Origin of the sequence: Ancylomarina sp. (assembly GCF_041555295.1) — a bacterium.
Classification (GTDB): domain Bacteria; phylum Bacteroidota; class Bacteroidia; order Bacteroidales; family Marinifilaceae; genus Ancylomarina.
This window is the reverse complement of sequence record NZ_JBFFKR010000072.1, coordinates 1-14,112: the sequence shown is the minus strand read 5'-3', so window position 1 is coordinate 14,112 and position 14,112 is coordinate 1. Positions and strand designations below refer to the sequence as shown.

Below are 14,112 nucleotides of genomic sequence, written 5' to 3'. Positions count from 1 at the left end.
TCCATTCCAATCTGCCTTACCGTAATTTCTATCACGAGTTACACCCGCTGTTTCGTTTACAATCGCTTTACGAGTTCCTGTTAAACGATTAAAAAGTGTAGATTTCCCAACATTAGGACGACCTACAATTGCAACTATATTGCCCATTTCTTAATTATTTTATATTCTTACCTTCAAAAGAAAGTCAAGAATCTTTATTCAAATTTATTTGAGCGAATACATCGTCTCTCAAAGACTGTTCAATCACTCATCCCTAAAGGATACTAATAATTAACTCTATTATTTCTGGTAACCAAAACCCTTAAGCTCAGAGTCTTTACTTCTCCAATCTTTTGCAACCTTCACATAGAGCTGCAAGAATACTTTTTTACCGAAAAATGCTTCCATATCTTTTCTAGCATCGGTTCCTACTTTTTTCAAAGCAAAACCTTTGTGCCCAATAATAATTCCTTTTTGCGAAGCTCTCTCAACATAAATAACTGTCATGATCCTAATGATCTTGGGTTCATCCTTGTATTCCTCAACCGCGACTTCCACACTGTAAGGCACTTCCTTGTCGTAGTTCATCAAGATTTTTTCTCTGATGATTTCAGTCACAAAGAAACGAGCTGGCATGTCAGTCACCTCATCTTTTGCAAAATATGCAGGTCCTTCAGGAAGTAATTCTAAAATACGGTTGAATAGGTTCTCGACATTGAAATTCTCCTTAGCCGACATAGGGAAGATCTCTGCTTGAGGGATTTTCTCTTTCCAAATATCGTACAGTTTAGTCAATTTATCTTGATCGGTTAAATCAATCTTGTTCAATATTAATAAAACTGGAACAGTAGCATTTTGTACCTTCTTCAAAAACTCTGCGTTCTTGTCAATGGTCTCAATCACATCGGTTACGTAAAGAATAATGTCTGCATCAACTAAAGCTGATGTCGAAAATTTCATCATCGATTCTTGAAGCTTATAGTTTGGCTTCAATACACCGGGTGTATCCGAATATACAATTTGGAAATCGTCTCCATTTACAATCCCTTTAATTCTATGGCGTGTGGTCTGCGATTTCGAAGTAATAATCGAAATACGTTCTCCAACCAAATTATTCATTAGGGTTGATTTACCTACATTGGGATTTCCAATGATGTTTACAAAACCTGATTTATGAGGTGTTTTTTCTGTCATGTCGTAATTATAAGGTTCCGTGACTTTAAAACTCAGGCTTCTTGTTTTTCATAAACAACAACAAACCAAAAACTTATAGGTAAAATCTCGAAACATTTTGAATTTGCAAATATAAGCTTTTTTGTTGGAAGGAAAGAACAAGTGTTTGATTTAATTGTGTTTGAGTTTGTTGCCTTCGTCAAAATAATACGGAACGCATCAATTTGACCTGATTTTTATGGAAAAAGCACCCCCGAACCTAATCGAAAGTGCTTCTATATTACCGTTCAAAAAACTTATCATCTCATTAAAAAAAGATAGACTTTGCTATAAAGGATCGTTTTGAAATCTGATGGTGTCAAGAACAGTTTGTTCACCTGTATTTACCATGATTTCTTCCAAACTTACTTTTGTGAAACCACTCTCTAAACTTGGAATGGCAACAACATTATAAGTGCCTTCTTCCATTGCTCGAATTAGAAACTCTCCTTCTTCATTTGGGTAAGTTGAAATACTGTCAGTCCCAACAATGGCATACACTACACATTCAATATCTGCAGGATCAACAACACCTTTGATGGCTCCCGTTTGGGCTTCCATTTTTGCTCTGATCACTGGTTTCAGGTTGTATTTCCCGGAATTACCAGCTTTAACAATAGATTTAGCTGCATCAAAATCCAGAACTAACTTGTATGTCACACCCGCTTCAATTTGTGTATGAATCTTAATTTTAAGACCACTCTGAGATGCAGAAGGAGTATCTAAGTCTACCACTTCACCATTCTGACCAAGTTTGTTATTATCTCCCAATATCAATCTTACTTCTTGCAGTTGTCCTTCAGGCAATTCAATTTCACCAAGCAGAGCTTCCTCGCCATTGGTTAATTTCAATAGATCGTATACTTTTTTCTCAACACCATCTAGAGATTGCCAAACGTCTGTGTTTACTTGTACATCTACCACATCTATCAACACAGATTCATAATCTGCCGGTGCATCAACCATAAGCACCTTTATTTTAGCCATTTTATTATCATCACTATCACATGCTGAAAATATAGATGCTGTCAGTAAACAGAAGCCAAATATTTTGAAAAATTTACTCATACTTTTGATTTTAAAATGAATATATACCACAAGTATAGAAATTAATAAGGTTATTAAAAACACTGCCAATCACACAAACACCTATCAGTCAGACATAATACACACAAATAATACACAAATTAAACAGAGATGTCTCAATAGATTTCATCATAGGAAAGAACTTTCAACATCAAGATTATCAAATTGTTTTACCAAACTTAGCTAGTCGTATTTAATGAATACTTTTATCAATAAAAAAGAGGATTTGCATCCATAATAAAAGCAAAAAAAAATATTGCTTTTTTTCAATTTCACTAATTAATCATCAATATTAGTTTATTCGTACCCCAAAATCACACACTCATCAAGACAGGATGAAAGACTTTAATGAACTATTCTATTTTGCACATTAAAAAAAAAAACACCCCCGAACTTAATCGAGAGTGCTCTTCTTATATAATCTAATTCCGAAGCTTACTTCTTCATCATTTCAGCATAGTGCTTATAGAATAGTGGAATTGTGTTGATACCATTAAAGAATTGCTCTAATGGGAAGTTTTCGTTTGGTGAGTGAATTGCGTCACTCTCTAAACCGAATCCCATCAATACTGATTTTGTTCCTAGAATCTCTTCGAAAGTCGAGATAATTGGAATAGATCCACCCGAACGAACAGGCACAGGACGCTTACCATAAACCTCAGTGTAAGCTTTGTCTGCAGCTTTGTAAGCAGGAATATCAATTGGACAAACATAGCCTTGACCACCGTGAAGAGGTGTAACGACTACTTTTACTGAATCAGGAGCGATTGCTTCAAAATGCTCTTTGAATAGAACAGAGATCTTTTCCCAATCCTGGTTAGGAACCAAACGTGTTGAAATTTTAGCGTTTGCTTTTGAAGGCAATACAGTTTTGGCACCTTCGCCAATATAACCACCCCAAATACCACAAATATCGAATGATGGACGAATACCTGTGTGCTCCGAAGGTGTATAACCTTTTTCGCCAGCCAATTCTTTTACATCAATTGCTTTCTTGTATTCTTCAACATTAAAAGGAGCTTCAGCCATCATAGCACGCTCTTCTTTTGTAACTTCGATTACATCATCGTAGAATCCTGGGATTGTGATATGACCATCCTCGTCAACCATTTGAGTGATCATTTTCGCCAATACGTTGATTGGGTTTGCAACAGCACCACCAAACAATCCTGAGTGAAGATCACGGTTAGGACCCGTTACTTCAACTTCCCAATACATCAATCCACGTAAACCCGTTGTAATTGATGGCATATCCGGAGCGATCATACCTGTATCTGAAACCAAGATAATATCAGCCTTCAACATTTCTTTATGCTCTTCGCAAAACTTAGGAAGATTAGGAGAACCAACTTCTTCTTCACCTTCAATCATGAACTTTACGTTACAAGTCAAGCAATCGTTCTTAACCATGTATTCGAAAGCCTTAGCATGCATAAAAGCTTGCCCTTTATCATCGTCAGCACCACGTGCCCAAATTTTTCCATCTTTAATTACTGGCTCGAAAGGATTAGTATCCCAAAGTTCGATAGGATCAACTGGCATTACATCCATATGTCCGTAAACCAAAACAGTTGGTAAAGCAGGATCGATAATCTTCTCGCCGTAAGTCACAGGGTTTCCTTCTGTCTCTAATACGATAGCCTTATCAGCTCCAGCATCTAACATCAACTGCTTCCAGTATTCAGCAGCCTTATACATTTCTGGTTTGTTAGCTTCAATCGAGCTAATCGATGGAATGCGAATCAATCCAAATAATTCATCAAGAAATCTATCCTTATTCTCGTCAATATACCCTTTAATGTTGTCCATGTAAATATGTGTTTAAATTGAGTTTAAATTTTAGAATGGTAAATATACAAATCCGAAATTCAAAATTCAATTAAAGATCGTTAATTAAGCTATCCTAAAGTTATTAAATAACAGGATTCATTATTGAAAGGCAAAATCCCATATGATTCAAAAAACTCACAAATCATAATATTCTAGTTTTTAAGTCTTATGTTAAATTTCTAAATATGAGAGAAACATGAACAATTCAAAATACAATACTGAAATATTAATCTTCAAGCTTAGCCTTGTTTGCGTACTATATTTTGGTTTACTCTTTCTTAATTCTTATTGGATAAAAAGCGATTTTGTTTTAATCGGAGTTTTACAAGAACTTTTTAGCATACCTACTATTATTGGTACTATCGTTCTTTTTGTATTAGCCTCTAAAAAGATAAAGATTAAACCATTCCAAATCAATAAGATCTCTTCATGGTCTTTCCTCATTTTGCTTCTATTAATATCTTTTCTAGCTATAAGTTTTATTTTCAGATCTTAGGTCAAAAAAAAACATCTCATATCTAGTTTTATAAACCAGTTATGAGATGTCGTATATATAAGATTCTTATAAAGAAGAATTATCGTCTAATCTGATATATTTCTTCTAAATTTTCAGCAGCATATTCCAATTCCTTATACCACTCTTCGCCATACTTACGAATCAGAGGTTCTTTAAGAAATTTATAAACAGGTGTACCCATCTTGAAACCCAACTCACGAGCAGGTCCACAAATACTCCACTTGTTATAGTTTACAGCATCAAACTCAGGATATTTTTCTATTCTAATTGGGTATAAAGAGCATGAAATTGGTTTACGATAGGTGATTTTCCCGTCAATAAAAGCCTTCTCAATACCACACAAAGCCAATCCATTTTCAAAAACCGTATAAACACATTCCTTACCATTTATGATTGGAGTCACCAAATCACCATCGGCGTCAATCACCGAAGTGCCTTGTTTCTCAATCTCCTCAATACCTTTCTCTGTCAGGTATTCTTTAATATTGGGATAGATTTCTTCAAGAATTGCTTTCTCATCCTCATCTAATGGAGCACCAGAATCGCCTTCAATACAACATGCACCTTTGCATTTGCCAAAATCACAAATAAATTTTTTCTCAATTACATCGAGACTTACTATGGCATTTCCTATCTGTAACATGAATCAACTAATAATTACGAATTAATAATTACGAATTTACTGTTTTCATTAAAAAAACAAATCCGTACTATCGGCAAAGATAATACGGATTTTTATATTGCAGTAAACTTTTAGATATAAAGCCTGAGACTGATTTTGAGAATCTATGTTCTCAGGCCTCACATCTAAATATTTTATATTCTATTTTACAATCAAAGACTTACCAGTCATGTCAGCTGGCTGCTCAAGTCCCATAATATCGATAATGGTTGGAGCCACGTCCGCTAAAATACCATCATTCAATTTTTTTGGATTCTCAGTAACCCAAATACATGGTACTGGATTAAGTGAATGAGCTGTATTTGGTGATCCATCAGCATTAACAGCAAAATCAGCATTACCGTGATCAGCAATGATGATGACATCATAACCATTTGCTTTAGCAGCTTCAACAACTTGCTTAGCACAATTATCAACTGCCTGAACGGCTTTAGAAATTGCTTCGTAAACACCCGTATGTCCAACCATATCGCCATTAGCGAAATTCAAACAAACGAAGTCAGCCGACTGAGCATTTAATTCTGCTGTAATCTTATCTGCAACCTCTGGAGCAGACATTTCTGGCTGTAAATCGTAAGTCGCCACTTTTGGTGAAGAAACCATCAAACGTGTCTCACCTTCGAATTCCGTCTCACGCCCCCCTGAGAAAAAGAAAGTTACGTGAGCAAACTTTTCAGTTTCAGCAATACGAATTTGCTTTTTACCAGCTTTAGAAACAACCTCACCCAAAGTATTCTGTACATTATCTTTGTCGTAAATAACATGCACCCCTTTAAAATTGGCATTATAGCTGGTCATAGTGTACCACTCAACATTCATGGTATGCATGGCAAACTCAGCCTTATTCTCCTGAGAGAAAACCGTTGTCATCTGACGCAAACGGTCGGTGCGGTAATTGAAACAAATGACAACATCACCCTCTTCTATTTTTGCCAAAGGCTTACCATCAGCATCAACAGCAACAACTGGTTTGATAAACTCATCAGTTACGCCTTCAGCGTAAGATGCCTTAACAGCCTCAACCATGTCTCTAGCTTCTTTACCTTCAGCTTTTGTATATAGGTCGTAAGCCAATTTAATACGCTCCCAGTTATTATCACGATCCATACCGTAATAACGACCTACCAATGAAGCCAATTTAGCAGAACCTTCAATCTCACTCACAAAGTTCTTAACAAACTCTAATCCTGATTTTGGATCGGTATCACGACCATCAGTCAGACCATGTACAAAAACATCATTTAATCCGTGAGCTTTAGCAGCTTTACAAACTGCAATAGCATGAGCACTTAAAGAATGTACCCCACCATCGCCCAGTAAACCGATTAAATGAAGCTTAGTATTATTTTTCTTAGCAGTAGCAAAAGCTTTCACCAACTGCTCGTTATCTTTAATTGTATCGTTTTTAACAGCAAGGTTAATCTTCACTAAATCCTGGTAGACAACACGTCCTGCACCAATGTTTAGGTGACCTACTTCTGAATTACCCATTTGTCCTACAGGTAAACCAACAAAATTACCCGCAGCTTGCAATTGAGAGTTTGGATACTTCGCTAACAAACTATCAATATATGGTGTGTCAACTGTTGAAATAACATCCGAATTGGATTTATCCCCTATTCCCCATCCATCAAGGATCATCAATAAAGCTTTCTTATTATCAGCCATTTGTAAGTATTTTGATTATTCAGTATTTGTATATTCGTCTTGCAAAACTACCTTAATATTCCCAATAATAAAAGAACTTACCATCCTGAAAACCTTTATTTTACACCGAAAACGTTTGCTTAAATAGAAATATTCAAAACCTCTTCAGCTTCAAGTTAAGGTATCTTTAACAACTTGTTTTAAAATTCTATGTATTAATATTAACTTTAAAACTTAAATCAATATTCTAATTCAAAATTTCCCCAATGATCAAATTCAATAAATTGTGGCTATTCGCCATCCTACTCCTTTTTGTTTTCACAGCTTGTAGCAAGGATGATAATGACAACAAACCAAAAGACAAAACCGCGGTTGAGGTTCTTGATGAAATTATGGAAGAATGGTATTTATGGAATGATGAACTTCCTGCTCTAAATGTCAATAATTATAATGACTTGAATACCTATTTCAATGATTTATTGGTTGATCAGGACAAGTGGAGTTTCATTGCAAATCTAGATGCTCTTTTAGCATTTCTAAATAATGGTACCTATACGGGCTATGGCTTCGATTTACAATTTGAAGAAGGTAATAATACGCCTCGGGTTAGCCTTGTCTATGATCAATCTCAACTCTATGATGAAGGTATTACACGATCTTGGAAACTCTTAGAAATTAATAATCAGTCAACGAATTCAATGACTGAAAATGAAATTAGAGGATTACTTTCAAACAGCACAATCGCTTTACTATTTGAAAACAATTCTGGTGAGCAAAAATCCCTGAATCTTTCAAAAAAAGAAATGAATCAGAACACAGTTATTAAACGATCAGTTATTCAGACATTAAATAAAAAAGTAGCCTATCTGGTTTTTGATAGCTTTTTGGGAAGTTCTGAAGCAGAACTAAATGAAGCTTTCGATTATTTTAACGCTGAAGGTGCTGAAGAATTGGTGCTCGACATGAGATATAATGGCGGTGGAAGTACAGATATTGCGAACCAACTGGCTGGCTTAATTTCAGGTAATGCCTACCAAGGTAAGATTTTCTCAAAATACATTTTCAATGAATCTAAAACTTCCGAAAACTTTAATGAAGCCTTCTCAAGTCAAGCTTCTGCCTATGGTTTCAATCGAATATTTGTAATCACAACTTCTGCTACTGCCTCTGCTAGCGAATTGGTCATCAACTCTCTTAAACCCTATATGGGAGCAGAAAATATTAAGCTTATTGGTAGTACAACACATGGTAAACCTGTCGGCATGAATGTCTTTCAAGTTCCTGAATTCAACCTTGCCATTTTGCCAATAACCTTCCATATTACTGATGAAAATGGTGATGGTTATTATTTTAATGGGATCCCTGTGGATCATGAAGTTGAGGACGATATTACTCACGACTGGGGAGATATTGATGAAAGCAACTTAAAAGCAGCTCTCGATTACATCAACAATGACGCATTCCCAGCCGTGACTGCCAGAGCAAAAAAAGGATATAAACGTGAATTCGTTCGCAAAGGTCTAGACGAATTGATTAGTGCTTTTTAATTCATAGATCAGACAAAATTAAAGGTATAGAGGTAGCTATTCTGGTTACCTCTTTTATTTTGTTCTTCAACAAAATACCATAGAAACAAAAAAGCCCTACCTTTGCGCCCTAATATTATCAGTACGAATATAATAAGATTCACTTTCGATGGAAACTAAGAAGTTAACGCAATTCAGTCCGGGAGCCGGTTGTGGATGCAAAATATCGCCAAAAGATTTAGAAGCTATTCTTAAATCTAGTGCGCCTCATATAAAGGATCCGAACCTATTAGTTGGTAACGATAGTAAGGATGATGCAGCTGTTTTCGATTTAGGAAACGGTACAGCTGTTATCAGTACAACCGATTTTTTCACACCTATTGTTGATGATCCATACGACTTTGGCCGAATTGCAGCAACCAATGCCATTAGCGATGTTTATGCTATGGGCGGTAAACCCATTATGGCTCTTGCAATTTTAGCTTGGCCTTTGGATAAATTACCAGCCGAACTGGCTCAGCAAGTTATCGAAGGTGCTCGCGATGTATGTGCTGATGCTGGCATCCAATTGGCAGGTGGTCATTCTATCGATATTTCCGATCCTGTTTTTGGTCTATCGGTAAATGGTATTGTATCAACTGACCGAATCAAACAAAATAATACGGCAACACCAAACTGCAGTCTTTTCATCACAAAACCTCTTGGAATTGGTGTATTCACAACAGCTGAAAAGAAAAAACTAATCGCTCACGAAGACAACCAGATTGTGGTTGATTTGATGTGTAGCTTAAATAAGGTTGGCCAAGTTTTTGGTGAACTTGATTACATTAAATCAATGACTGATGTCACAGGTTTTGGTTTATTAGGTCACTTAAGTGAAATTTGTGAAGGATCAAATGTTAATGCTACAATCAATTATGCAGATGTTCCTAAAATGGAAGGTGTAGAAGCTTTGATTAAGCAAGGATCTACTCCTGGAGGAACGCGAAGAAACTGGGCTTCATACGGCCATTTAGTGGGTGATATTACCGAAATGCAACAGGCTTTACTCTGCGATCCTCAAACCAGTGGCGGACTACTTGTTGCTGTTGAAAATAAGCATATTGCTGAATTTAAAGAAGTAGCCAAATCAGAAGGATTCATTTTGGAATCAATTGGTGAACTTTCAGCGCGAACAGATGATACAGAAGCTTACATCAACATAAAATAAGCGTAAACAAATATGAACAATTCAAATACTTTAGTTCAGATTGATAAAAACGGAATGGGAACTGGCAACGAAGAATTAGGCCTGATTCTAATTTCGAATTATCTAAAACTAAGTTTAAACAACGATCAACTGCCTAAAATCATCACTTTTTATAATGCAGGAGTGAAGCTAACTTGTTCGGATTCTCCAGTTCTTGATACTCTAAAAGACATGGAAAAAGCTGGTGTAAAGCTGATCATCTGCAAAACTTGTTTAAACTTCTACAAAATAGAAAATCAGGTGGAAGTTGGTATACAAGGCACCATGCAGGATATTTTGACTCTACAAGCAGATGCCTCTAAGGTGATTAATCTTTAGGCTATCTAAAATCATATAAAGAACAAGCCCATTTGACAATGTCAAATGGGCTTGTTTTATATCTATCTCTCCAGACTAATAATGTGTCAGGATATTGATCTCTTTTTGAGTTAAGAATCTGAACTTACCACGAGGTAAATTTTTCTTTGTCAAACCAGCAAAGTAAACACGGTCTAGTTTTTCAACCTTATAACCAAGGTGTTCGAAAATACGACGAACAATTCTATTTTTACCCGAATGAATTTCGATACCAACTTGAGACTTATCTTTAGCATCAACATAACTAATATCATCTGCTTGAATAACCCCATCTTCCAGCTCAATACCTTCAGCAATTTTGGTCAACTCATCTTTAGTAATCACTCGATCTAAGTGAACATGATAAATCTTCTTTCTTTCGTAACTAGGATGCGTCAACTTCTTAGTTAAATTACCATCATTGGTAAATAATAAAACACCAGTGGTTGCTCTATCCAATCTTCCAACAGGATAAATACGTTCATCACAAGCATCGCCAATCAAATCCATTACAGTTTTTCTTCCTGTAGGATCATCAAGAGTTGTAACAAAATCCTTAGGCTTATTCATCAAAAGGTAAACTTTAGCCTCAGCCATCAAACGAGCACCATCCAAACGAACATCATCATCCTTGCTCACCTTAGTTCCCACCTCGGTAATAGTGATACCATTCACCATGATCTGGCTGTCAGCAATAAGTTTATCTGCCTCACGACGAGAACAAACTCCAGAATTAGCAATAAACTTATTCAAACGCAACATACCATCGGCAGGACCATTCAAACGGTTATACTCTAATTGCTTTTTCTTGGAATAACGGCTCTTAATCTGTGCAGCTTCTCCTCCTTCTATTACATCAATCTTTTCTTCAACTCCATCAAGCTTATCTTCAATCGCTTTTCCTTCACGCTCAGCATTATCTCGATGTTGAAATCTCTTTCTATCCTTATAGCTTCTTTCTGTACCCTTATGTGAAAATTCTTCTTTTTCTTGGCGAGTTCGAGTTACAGATTTTCCTACTCTCAAACCAGAAGGTCTTTTTTCATCGCGAGCGTTAGGCTTATTTTTACCTCTATATTCTTTTTTGTTCTTCTTACGTGTCGTTTCAGAACTATCAGATGTTCTTGGTGCTCTGTTCACACGCGATTCGCTAGAACCATCCTCATTTCTTTTTGAACGATTATCCTTATCTCGGCCCTGATAAGTTCGGTCGCTTTTAGCAGCTCTATCAGCTTTTTTATGCGAAAACTCAGATTCAGATCTCTCCCCTTTTTCCGATGATCTTGGTCCTCTGTTGAATTTTGATTCACTAGAACGACCTTCTTCATTTCTTGATGAACGGAACGATTGCTTTCCTCTTTGCTTGTTTCCGTATTTCTTATCTTCCATTATTTTAACAACTTTTCGTTATTCTTCAGCCGACAAAGTTACTAAATATCAGCAAATATCTACTCTATATCAATGAAAAAGGAAAAAGCAGAGATCTGGAAGAAGAAAATATGAACAGTTTGGAATTCGACTAAACATATCAAACTAGATATACAGAACTAATCAAGCAATAAAATTGATAATCTGCTTACATTCTTATGTTTTCAAGCTAATAGTTTATTATTTTTACATGATTTTCGAAAAAAAATCCCGAGAAGACGAAATACAGATACACTTCTCAATAAAATTATAATTCTAAAAAACTAAATATGGCATTAATTAAATCAATATCAGGAATTAGAGGCACCATAGGTGGTGTCGTTGGTGACGGACTAAGTCCTCTCGACATTGTTAAATTCACAGCAGCATACGGTACTTGGGCCATCAGACGTCACGCAGGTAAACGTGTAAAAATTGTTGTAGGCCGCGACGCTCGTATTTCAGGGGAGATGGTTGACCGTATTGTTGTTGGTACGCTAATGGGATTAGGTATTGATGTAATTGAAATTGGATTGGCAACGACTCCAACGACCGAAATTGCTGTAACATGCGAAAAGGCTCATGGTGGTATTATTTTAACAGCTAGTCATAACCCAAAGCAATGGAATGCTCTAAAATTGTTGAATGAAAAAGGGGAGTTCCTAAACGACGAAGATGGTAAGTTGGTTTTGTCAATTGCAGATAATGAAGATTTCCTTTTTGCCGATGTTGACGATTTGGGACAGGTCACTCATGTAAATGATTATAACGAAAGACACATACAGGAAGTTCTTGACCTAAAATTGGTTGATGTTGAAGCCATCAGAAAAGCAAACTTCTCTGTCGCTATTGATGCAGTAAATTCGGTTGGTGGTATTGTTATACCACAACTACTAAAAGCATTGGGTGTTGAAAATGTGATTGAATTATATTGCGAGCCTAATGGTCAATTCCCACACAACCCAGAGCCACTTCCAGAACACTTAACTGCAATTGCTGATATCATGAAAGAAGGTAAAGCTGATGTCGGTTTTGTTGTAGATCCTGATGTAGATCGTTTGGCAATGGTTTGCGAAGACGGTAGCATGTTTGGTGAGGAATACACCTTGGTTGCTGTTGCTGATTATGTACTGGCAAACACACCAGGCAACACTGTTTCAAACATGTCATCGACTCGTGCTTTAGCTGATGTAACAAATGCTCATTATGGCGAATACACAGCTTCTGCCGTAGGTGAAGTGAATGTTGTGACTGAGATGAAGGCTAAGAATGCTATTATTGGTGGTGAAGGTAATGGTGGTATCATCTACCCTGAATCTCACTACGGACGTGATGCTTTGGTTGGAATCGCATTATTCCTAACTCACCTGGCTAAAAAAGGCAAGAAAGTTTCTGAACTTCGTGCTGAATACCCTAGCTACTTCATCTCGAAAAACAAGATTCAATTGACTCCTGAAATTGATGTTGATGCAGTTTTGGTAGCCATGAAGGAAAAATATAAGAACGAGAAGGTGAATGATATCGATGGGGTAAAAATTGACTTTGCAGAAGAGTGGGTACACCTTCGTAAATCGAATACAGAGCCTATCATTCGTATTTATGCTGAAAGCAAGGACGAAGCCAAAGCTGAAGCTTTAGCTGAGAAAATAATCTCTGAAATAAAAGAAGTGATTGCCTAGTTCAATCTAGCATCATATATATATATATTCAAAAAAGCTACTGCAATTAAAATTGCAGTAGCTTTTTTTATCTCAATAAAATCGGTTTTAGCTTGATATTTTCTAAGAGATCGATCTAAAACTAATCTTCTCTTATTGATGTCCATATCACTTTCCTTAACTCTGATTAATTCAACTTGATGAACTGAACTTTATTGGAATTAAAATTAGGAATGCACAATATCTGCTTATCCTTCCTAATCGAAATATCGGCAGGCCCGTTATGCCCTTCCGAAATTAAGACTGGTGGATTTTCAAATGCAGCATCGAACCGATACACTGCATTGCTACCCCATGAGGAAACGTAAATATTTCCCGCAGAATCACATGCCAAGCCATCCAAATTACGGAATTCAGTCGTAATCAAATCACTTATGGTCGAATCAGAAAGATTAAAAGCTTGTATTTTAGCCTTATCGCCCCAATTACAAATAAGAATAGAGTTTCTTTTCGAATCATACAATAAGCCATTGGGGTTTACAAGAGAATCAACTATAGTTGCATATTCTCCTGTTTTGAGCGATATCAGATATACTTTTCCAGTACTCGTATCAGAAACATAAATCTTTCCCTTATTGTCACTTGTGACATCGTTCATGAACACCGAACCTTCGATCGAAATATTAAGGACTCTACTGGCATCGGACAATAAAAAGCCCTGAACTGAAGTGTTATTGACTGATATGAGTGTATCCCCGACAATTAATAAACCTTTAGGAGCATTTAAATCAGAAGTTACAAAATTGGTTAGCTTGCTGTTTGAGTCCATCTGTACAATTGTATTAGCACCCTTATTCGAGATAAAATAGCGATCATCCGCCTGATCGTATACAATGCTTTCAGGATTATTGTACGATTGGGACATCGAAATACCACTAATAAATAGTAGTAAACAAAGAATAAAGTAGTGTTTAATCATAATC

General features: G+C 36.3%; 12 protein-coding genes. 4 read left to right on the top strand and 8 right to left on the bottom strand.

Annotation, left to right across the window (positions count from 1 at the left end; translation table 11 throughout):
* The 6 genes from ABY905_RS07505 to gpmI all read right to left on the bottom strand — a co-directional run.
* Positions 1-147, bottom strand: a 147-nt coding sequence (locus tag ABY905_RS07505; protein WP_372642148.1) for a GTPase, incomplete at its 3' end; no start/stop codon positions are given.
* Between the two features lie 132 nt (positions 148-279).
* Complete coding sequence (gene era, locus ABY905_RS07500; RefSeq protein ID WP_372642146.1) at positions 280-1,173, bottom strand: GTPase Era; 894 nt, start codon at positions 1,171-1,173, stop codon at positions 280-282.
* 306 nt (positions 1,174-1,479) lie between these two features.
* Positions 1,480-2,259, bottom strand: a complete 780-nt coding sequence (locus tag ABY905_RS07495) for a DUF4382 domain-containing protein (protein ID WP_372642144.1) — start codon at positions 2,257-2,259, stop codon at positions 1,480-1,482.
* Between the two features lie 453 nt (positions 2,260-2,712).
* Positions 2,713-4,086, bottom strand: coding sequence for a dipeptidase (locus ABY905_RS07490; protein ID WP_372642142.1), 1,374 nt, complete (start codon positions 4,084-4,086; stop codon positions 2,713-2,715).
* Between the two features lie 596 nt (positions 4,087-4,682).
* Positions 4,683-5,267 (bottom strand): DUF3109 family protein, encoded by a 585-nt coding sequence (locus tag ABY905_RS07485; protein ID WP_372642140.1) that lies wholly within the window; start codon positions 5,265-5,267, stop codon positions 4,683-4,685.
* Positions 5,268-5,447: 180 nt separating this feature from the next.
* Positions 5,448-6,974, bottom strand: coding sequence for a 2,3-bisphosphoglycerate-independent phosphoglycerate mutase (gpmI, locus tag ABY905_RS07480; protein WP_372642138.1), 1,527 nt, complete (start codon positions 6,972-6,974; stop codon positions 5,448-5,450).
* 245 nt (positions 6,975-7,219) lie between these two features.
* Between gpmI and ABY905_RS07475 the strand changes: the two genes are divergently transcribed.
* The 3 genes from ABY905_RS07475 to ABY905_RS07465 all read left to right on the top strand — a co-directional run bounded on the left by ABY905_RS07475 (position 7,220) and on the right by ABY905_RS07465 (position 10,046).
* Positions 7,220-8,500, top strand: a complete 1,281-nt coding sequence (locus tag ABY905_RS07475; RefSeq protein WP_372642136.1) for a S41 family peptidase — start codon at positions 7,220-7,222, stop codon at positions 8,498-8,500.
* 148 nt (positions 8,501-8,648) lie between these two features.
* The gene (selD, locus tag ABY905_RS07470; protein ID WP_372642134.1) at positions 8,649-9,689 is read left to right on the top strand and encodes a selenide, water dikinase SelD; all 1,041 of its coding nucleotides are present in this window, start codon (positions 8,649-8,651) and stop codon (positions 9,687-9,689) included.
* A gap of 12 nt (positions 9,690-9,701) precedes the next feature.
* Complete coding sequence (locus tag ABY905_RS07465; protein WP_372642132.1) at positions 9,702-10,046, top strand: DsrE family protein; 345 nt, start codon at positions 9,702-9,704, stop codon at positions 10,044-10,046.
* Positions 10,047-10,121: 75 nt separating this feature from the next.
* Here the strand turns inward: ABY905_RS07465 and ABY905_RS07460 are convergent, their stop codons facing one another.
* Positions 10,122-11,453 (bottom strand): pseudouridine synthase, encoded by a 1,332-nt coding sequence (locus ABY905_RS07460; RefSeq protein WP_372642130.1) that lies wholly within the window; start codon positions 11,451-11,453, stop codon positions 10,122-10,124.
* Positions 11,454-11,761: 308 nt separating this feature from the next.
* On the opposite strand from ABY905_RS07460, the gene glmM reads away from it, so the two are divergent.
* Entirely contained in the window at positions 11,762-13,150 is a 1,389-nt protein-coding gene (glmM, locus tag ABY905_RS07455) for a phosphoglucosamine mutase (protein WP_372642128.1), read from the top strand.
* A 166-nt stretch (positions 13,151-13,316) separates the two neighbouring features.
* Here the strand turns inward: glmM and ABY905_RS07450 are convergent.
* The coding region (locus ABY905_RS07450; protein WP_372642126.1) for an SMP-30/gluconolactonase/LRE family protein at positions 13,317-14,112 on the bottom strand (796 nt) is incomplete at its 5' end.

Excerpts from the sequence above, each read along its gene's own strand:
- era (WP_372642146.1), bottom strand. The coding sequence starts at position 1,173 with ATGACAGAAAAAACACCTCATAAATCAGGTTTTGTAAACATCATTGGA.
- selD (WP_372642134.1), top strand. The coding sequence starts at position 8,649 with ATGGAAACTAAGAAGTTAACGCAATTCAGTCCGGGAGCCGGTTGTGGA.
- gpmI (WP_372642138.1), bottom strand. The coding sequence starts at position 6,974 with ATGGCTGATAATAAGAAAGCTTTATTGATGATCCTTGATGGATGGGGA.
- ABY905_RS07460 (WP_372642130.1), bottom strand. The coding sequence starts at position 11,453 with ATGGAAGATAAGAAATACGGAAACAAGCAAAGAGGAAAGCAATCGTTC.
- ABY905_RS07485 (WP_372642140.1), bottom strand. The coding sequence starts at position 5,267 with ATGTTACAGATAGGAAATGCCATAGTAAGTCTCGATGTAATTGAGAAA.
- ABY905_RS07495 (WP_372642144.1), bottom strand. The coding sequence starts at position 2,259 with ATGAGTAAATTTTTCAAAATATTTGGCTTCTGTTTACTGACAGCATCT.
- ABY905_RS07465 (WP_372642132.1), top strand. The coding sequence starts at position 9,702 with ATGAACAATTCAAATACTTTAGTTCAGATTGATAAAAACGGAATGGGA.
- glmM (WP_372642128.1), top strand. The coding sequence starts at position 11,762 with ATGGCATTAATTAAATCAATATCAGGAATTAGAGGCACCATAGGTGGT.
- ABY905_RS07490 (WP_372642142.1), bottom strand. The coding sequence starts at position 4,086 with ATGGACAACATTAAAGGGTATATTGACGAGAATAAGGATAGATTTCTT.
- ABY905_RS07475 (WP_372642136.1), top strand. The coding sequence starts at position 7,220 with ATGATCAAATTCAATAAATTGTGGCTATTCGCCATCCTACTCCTTTTT.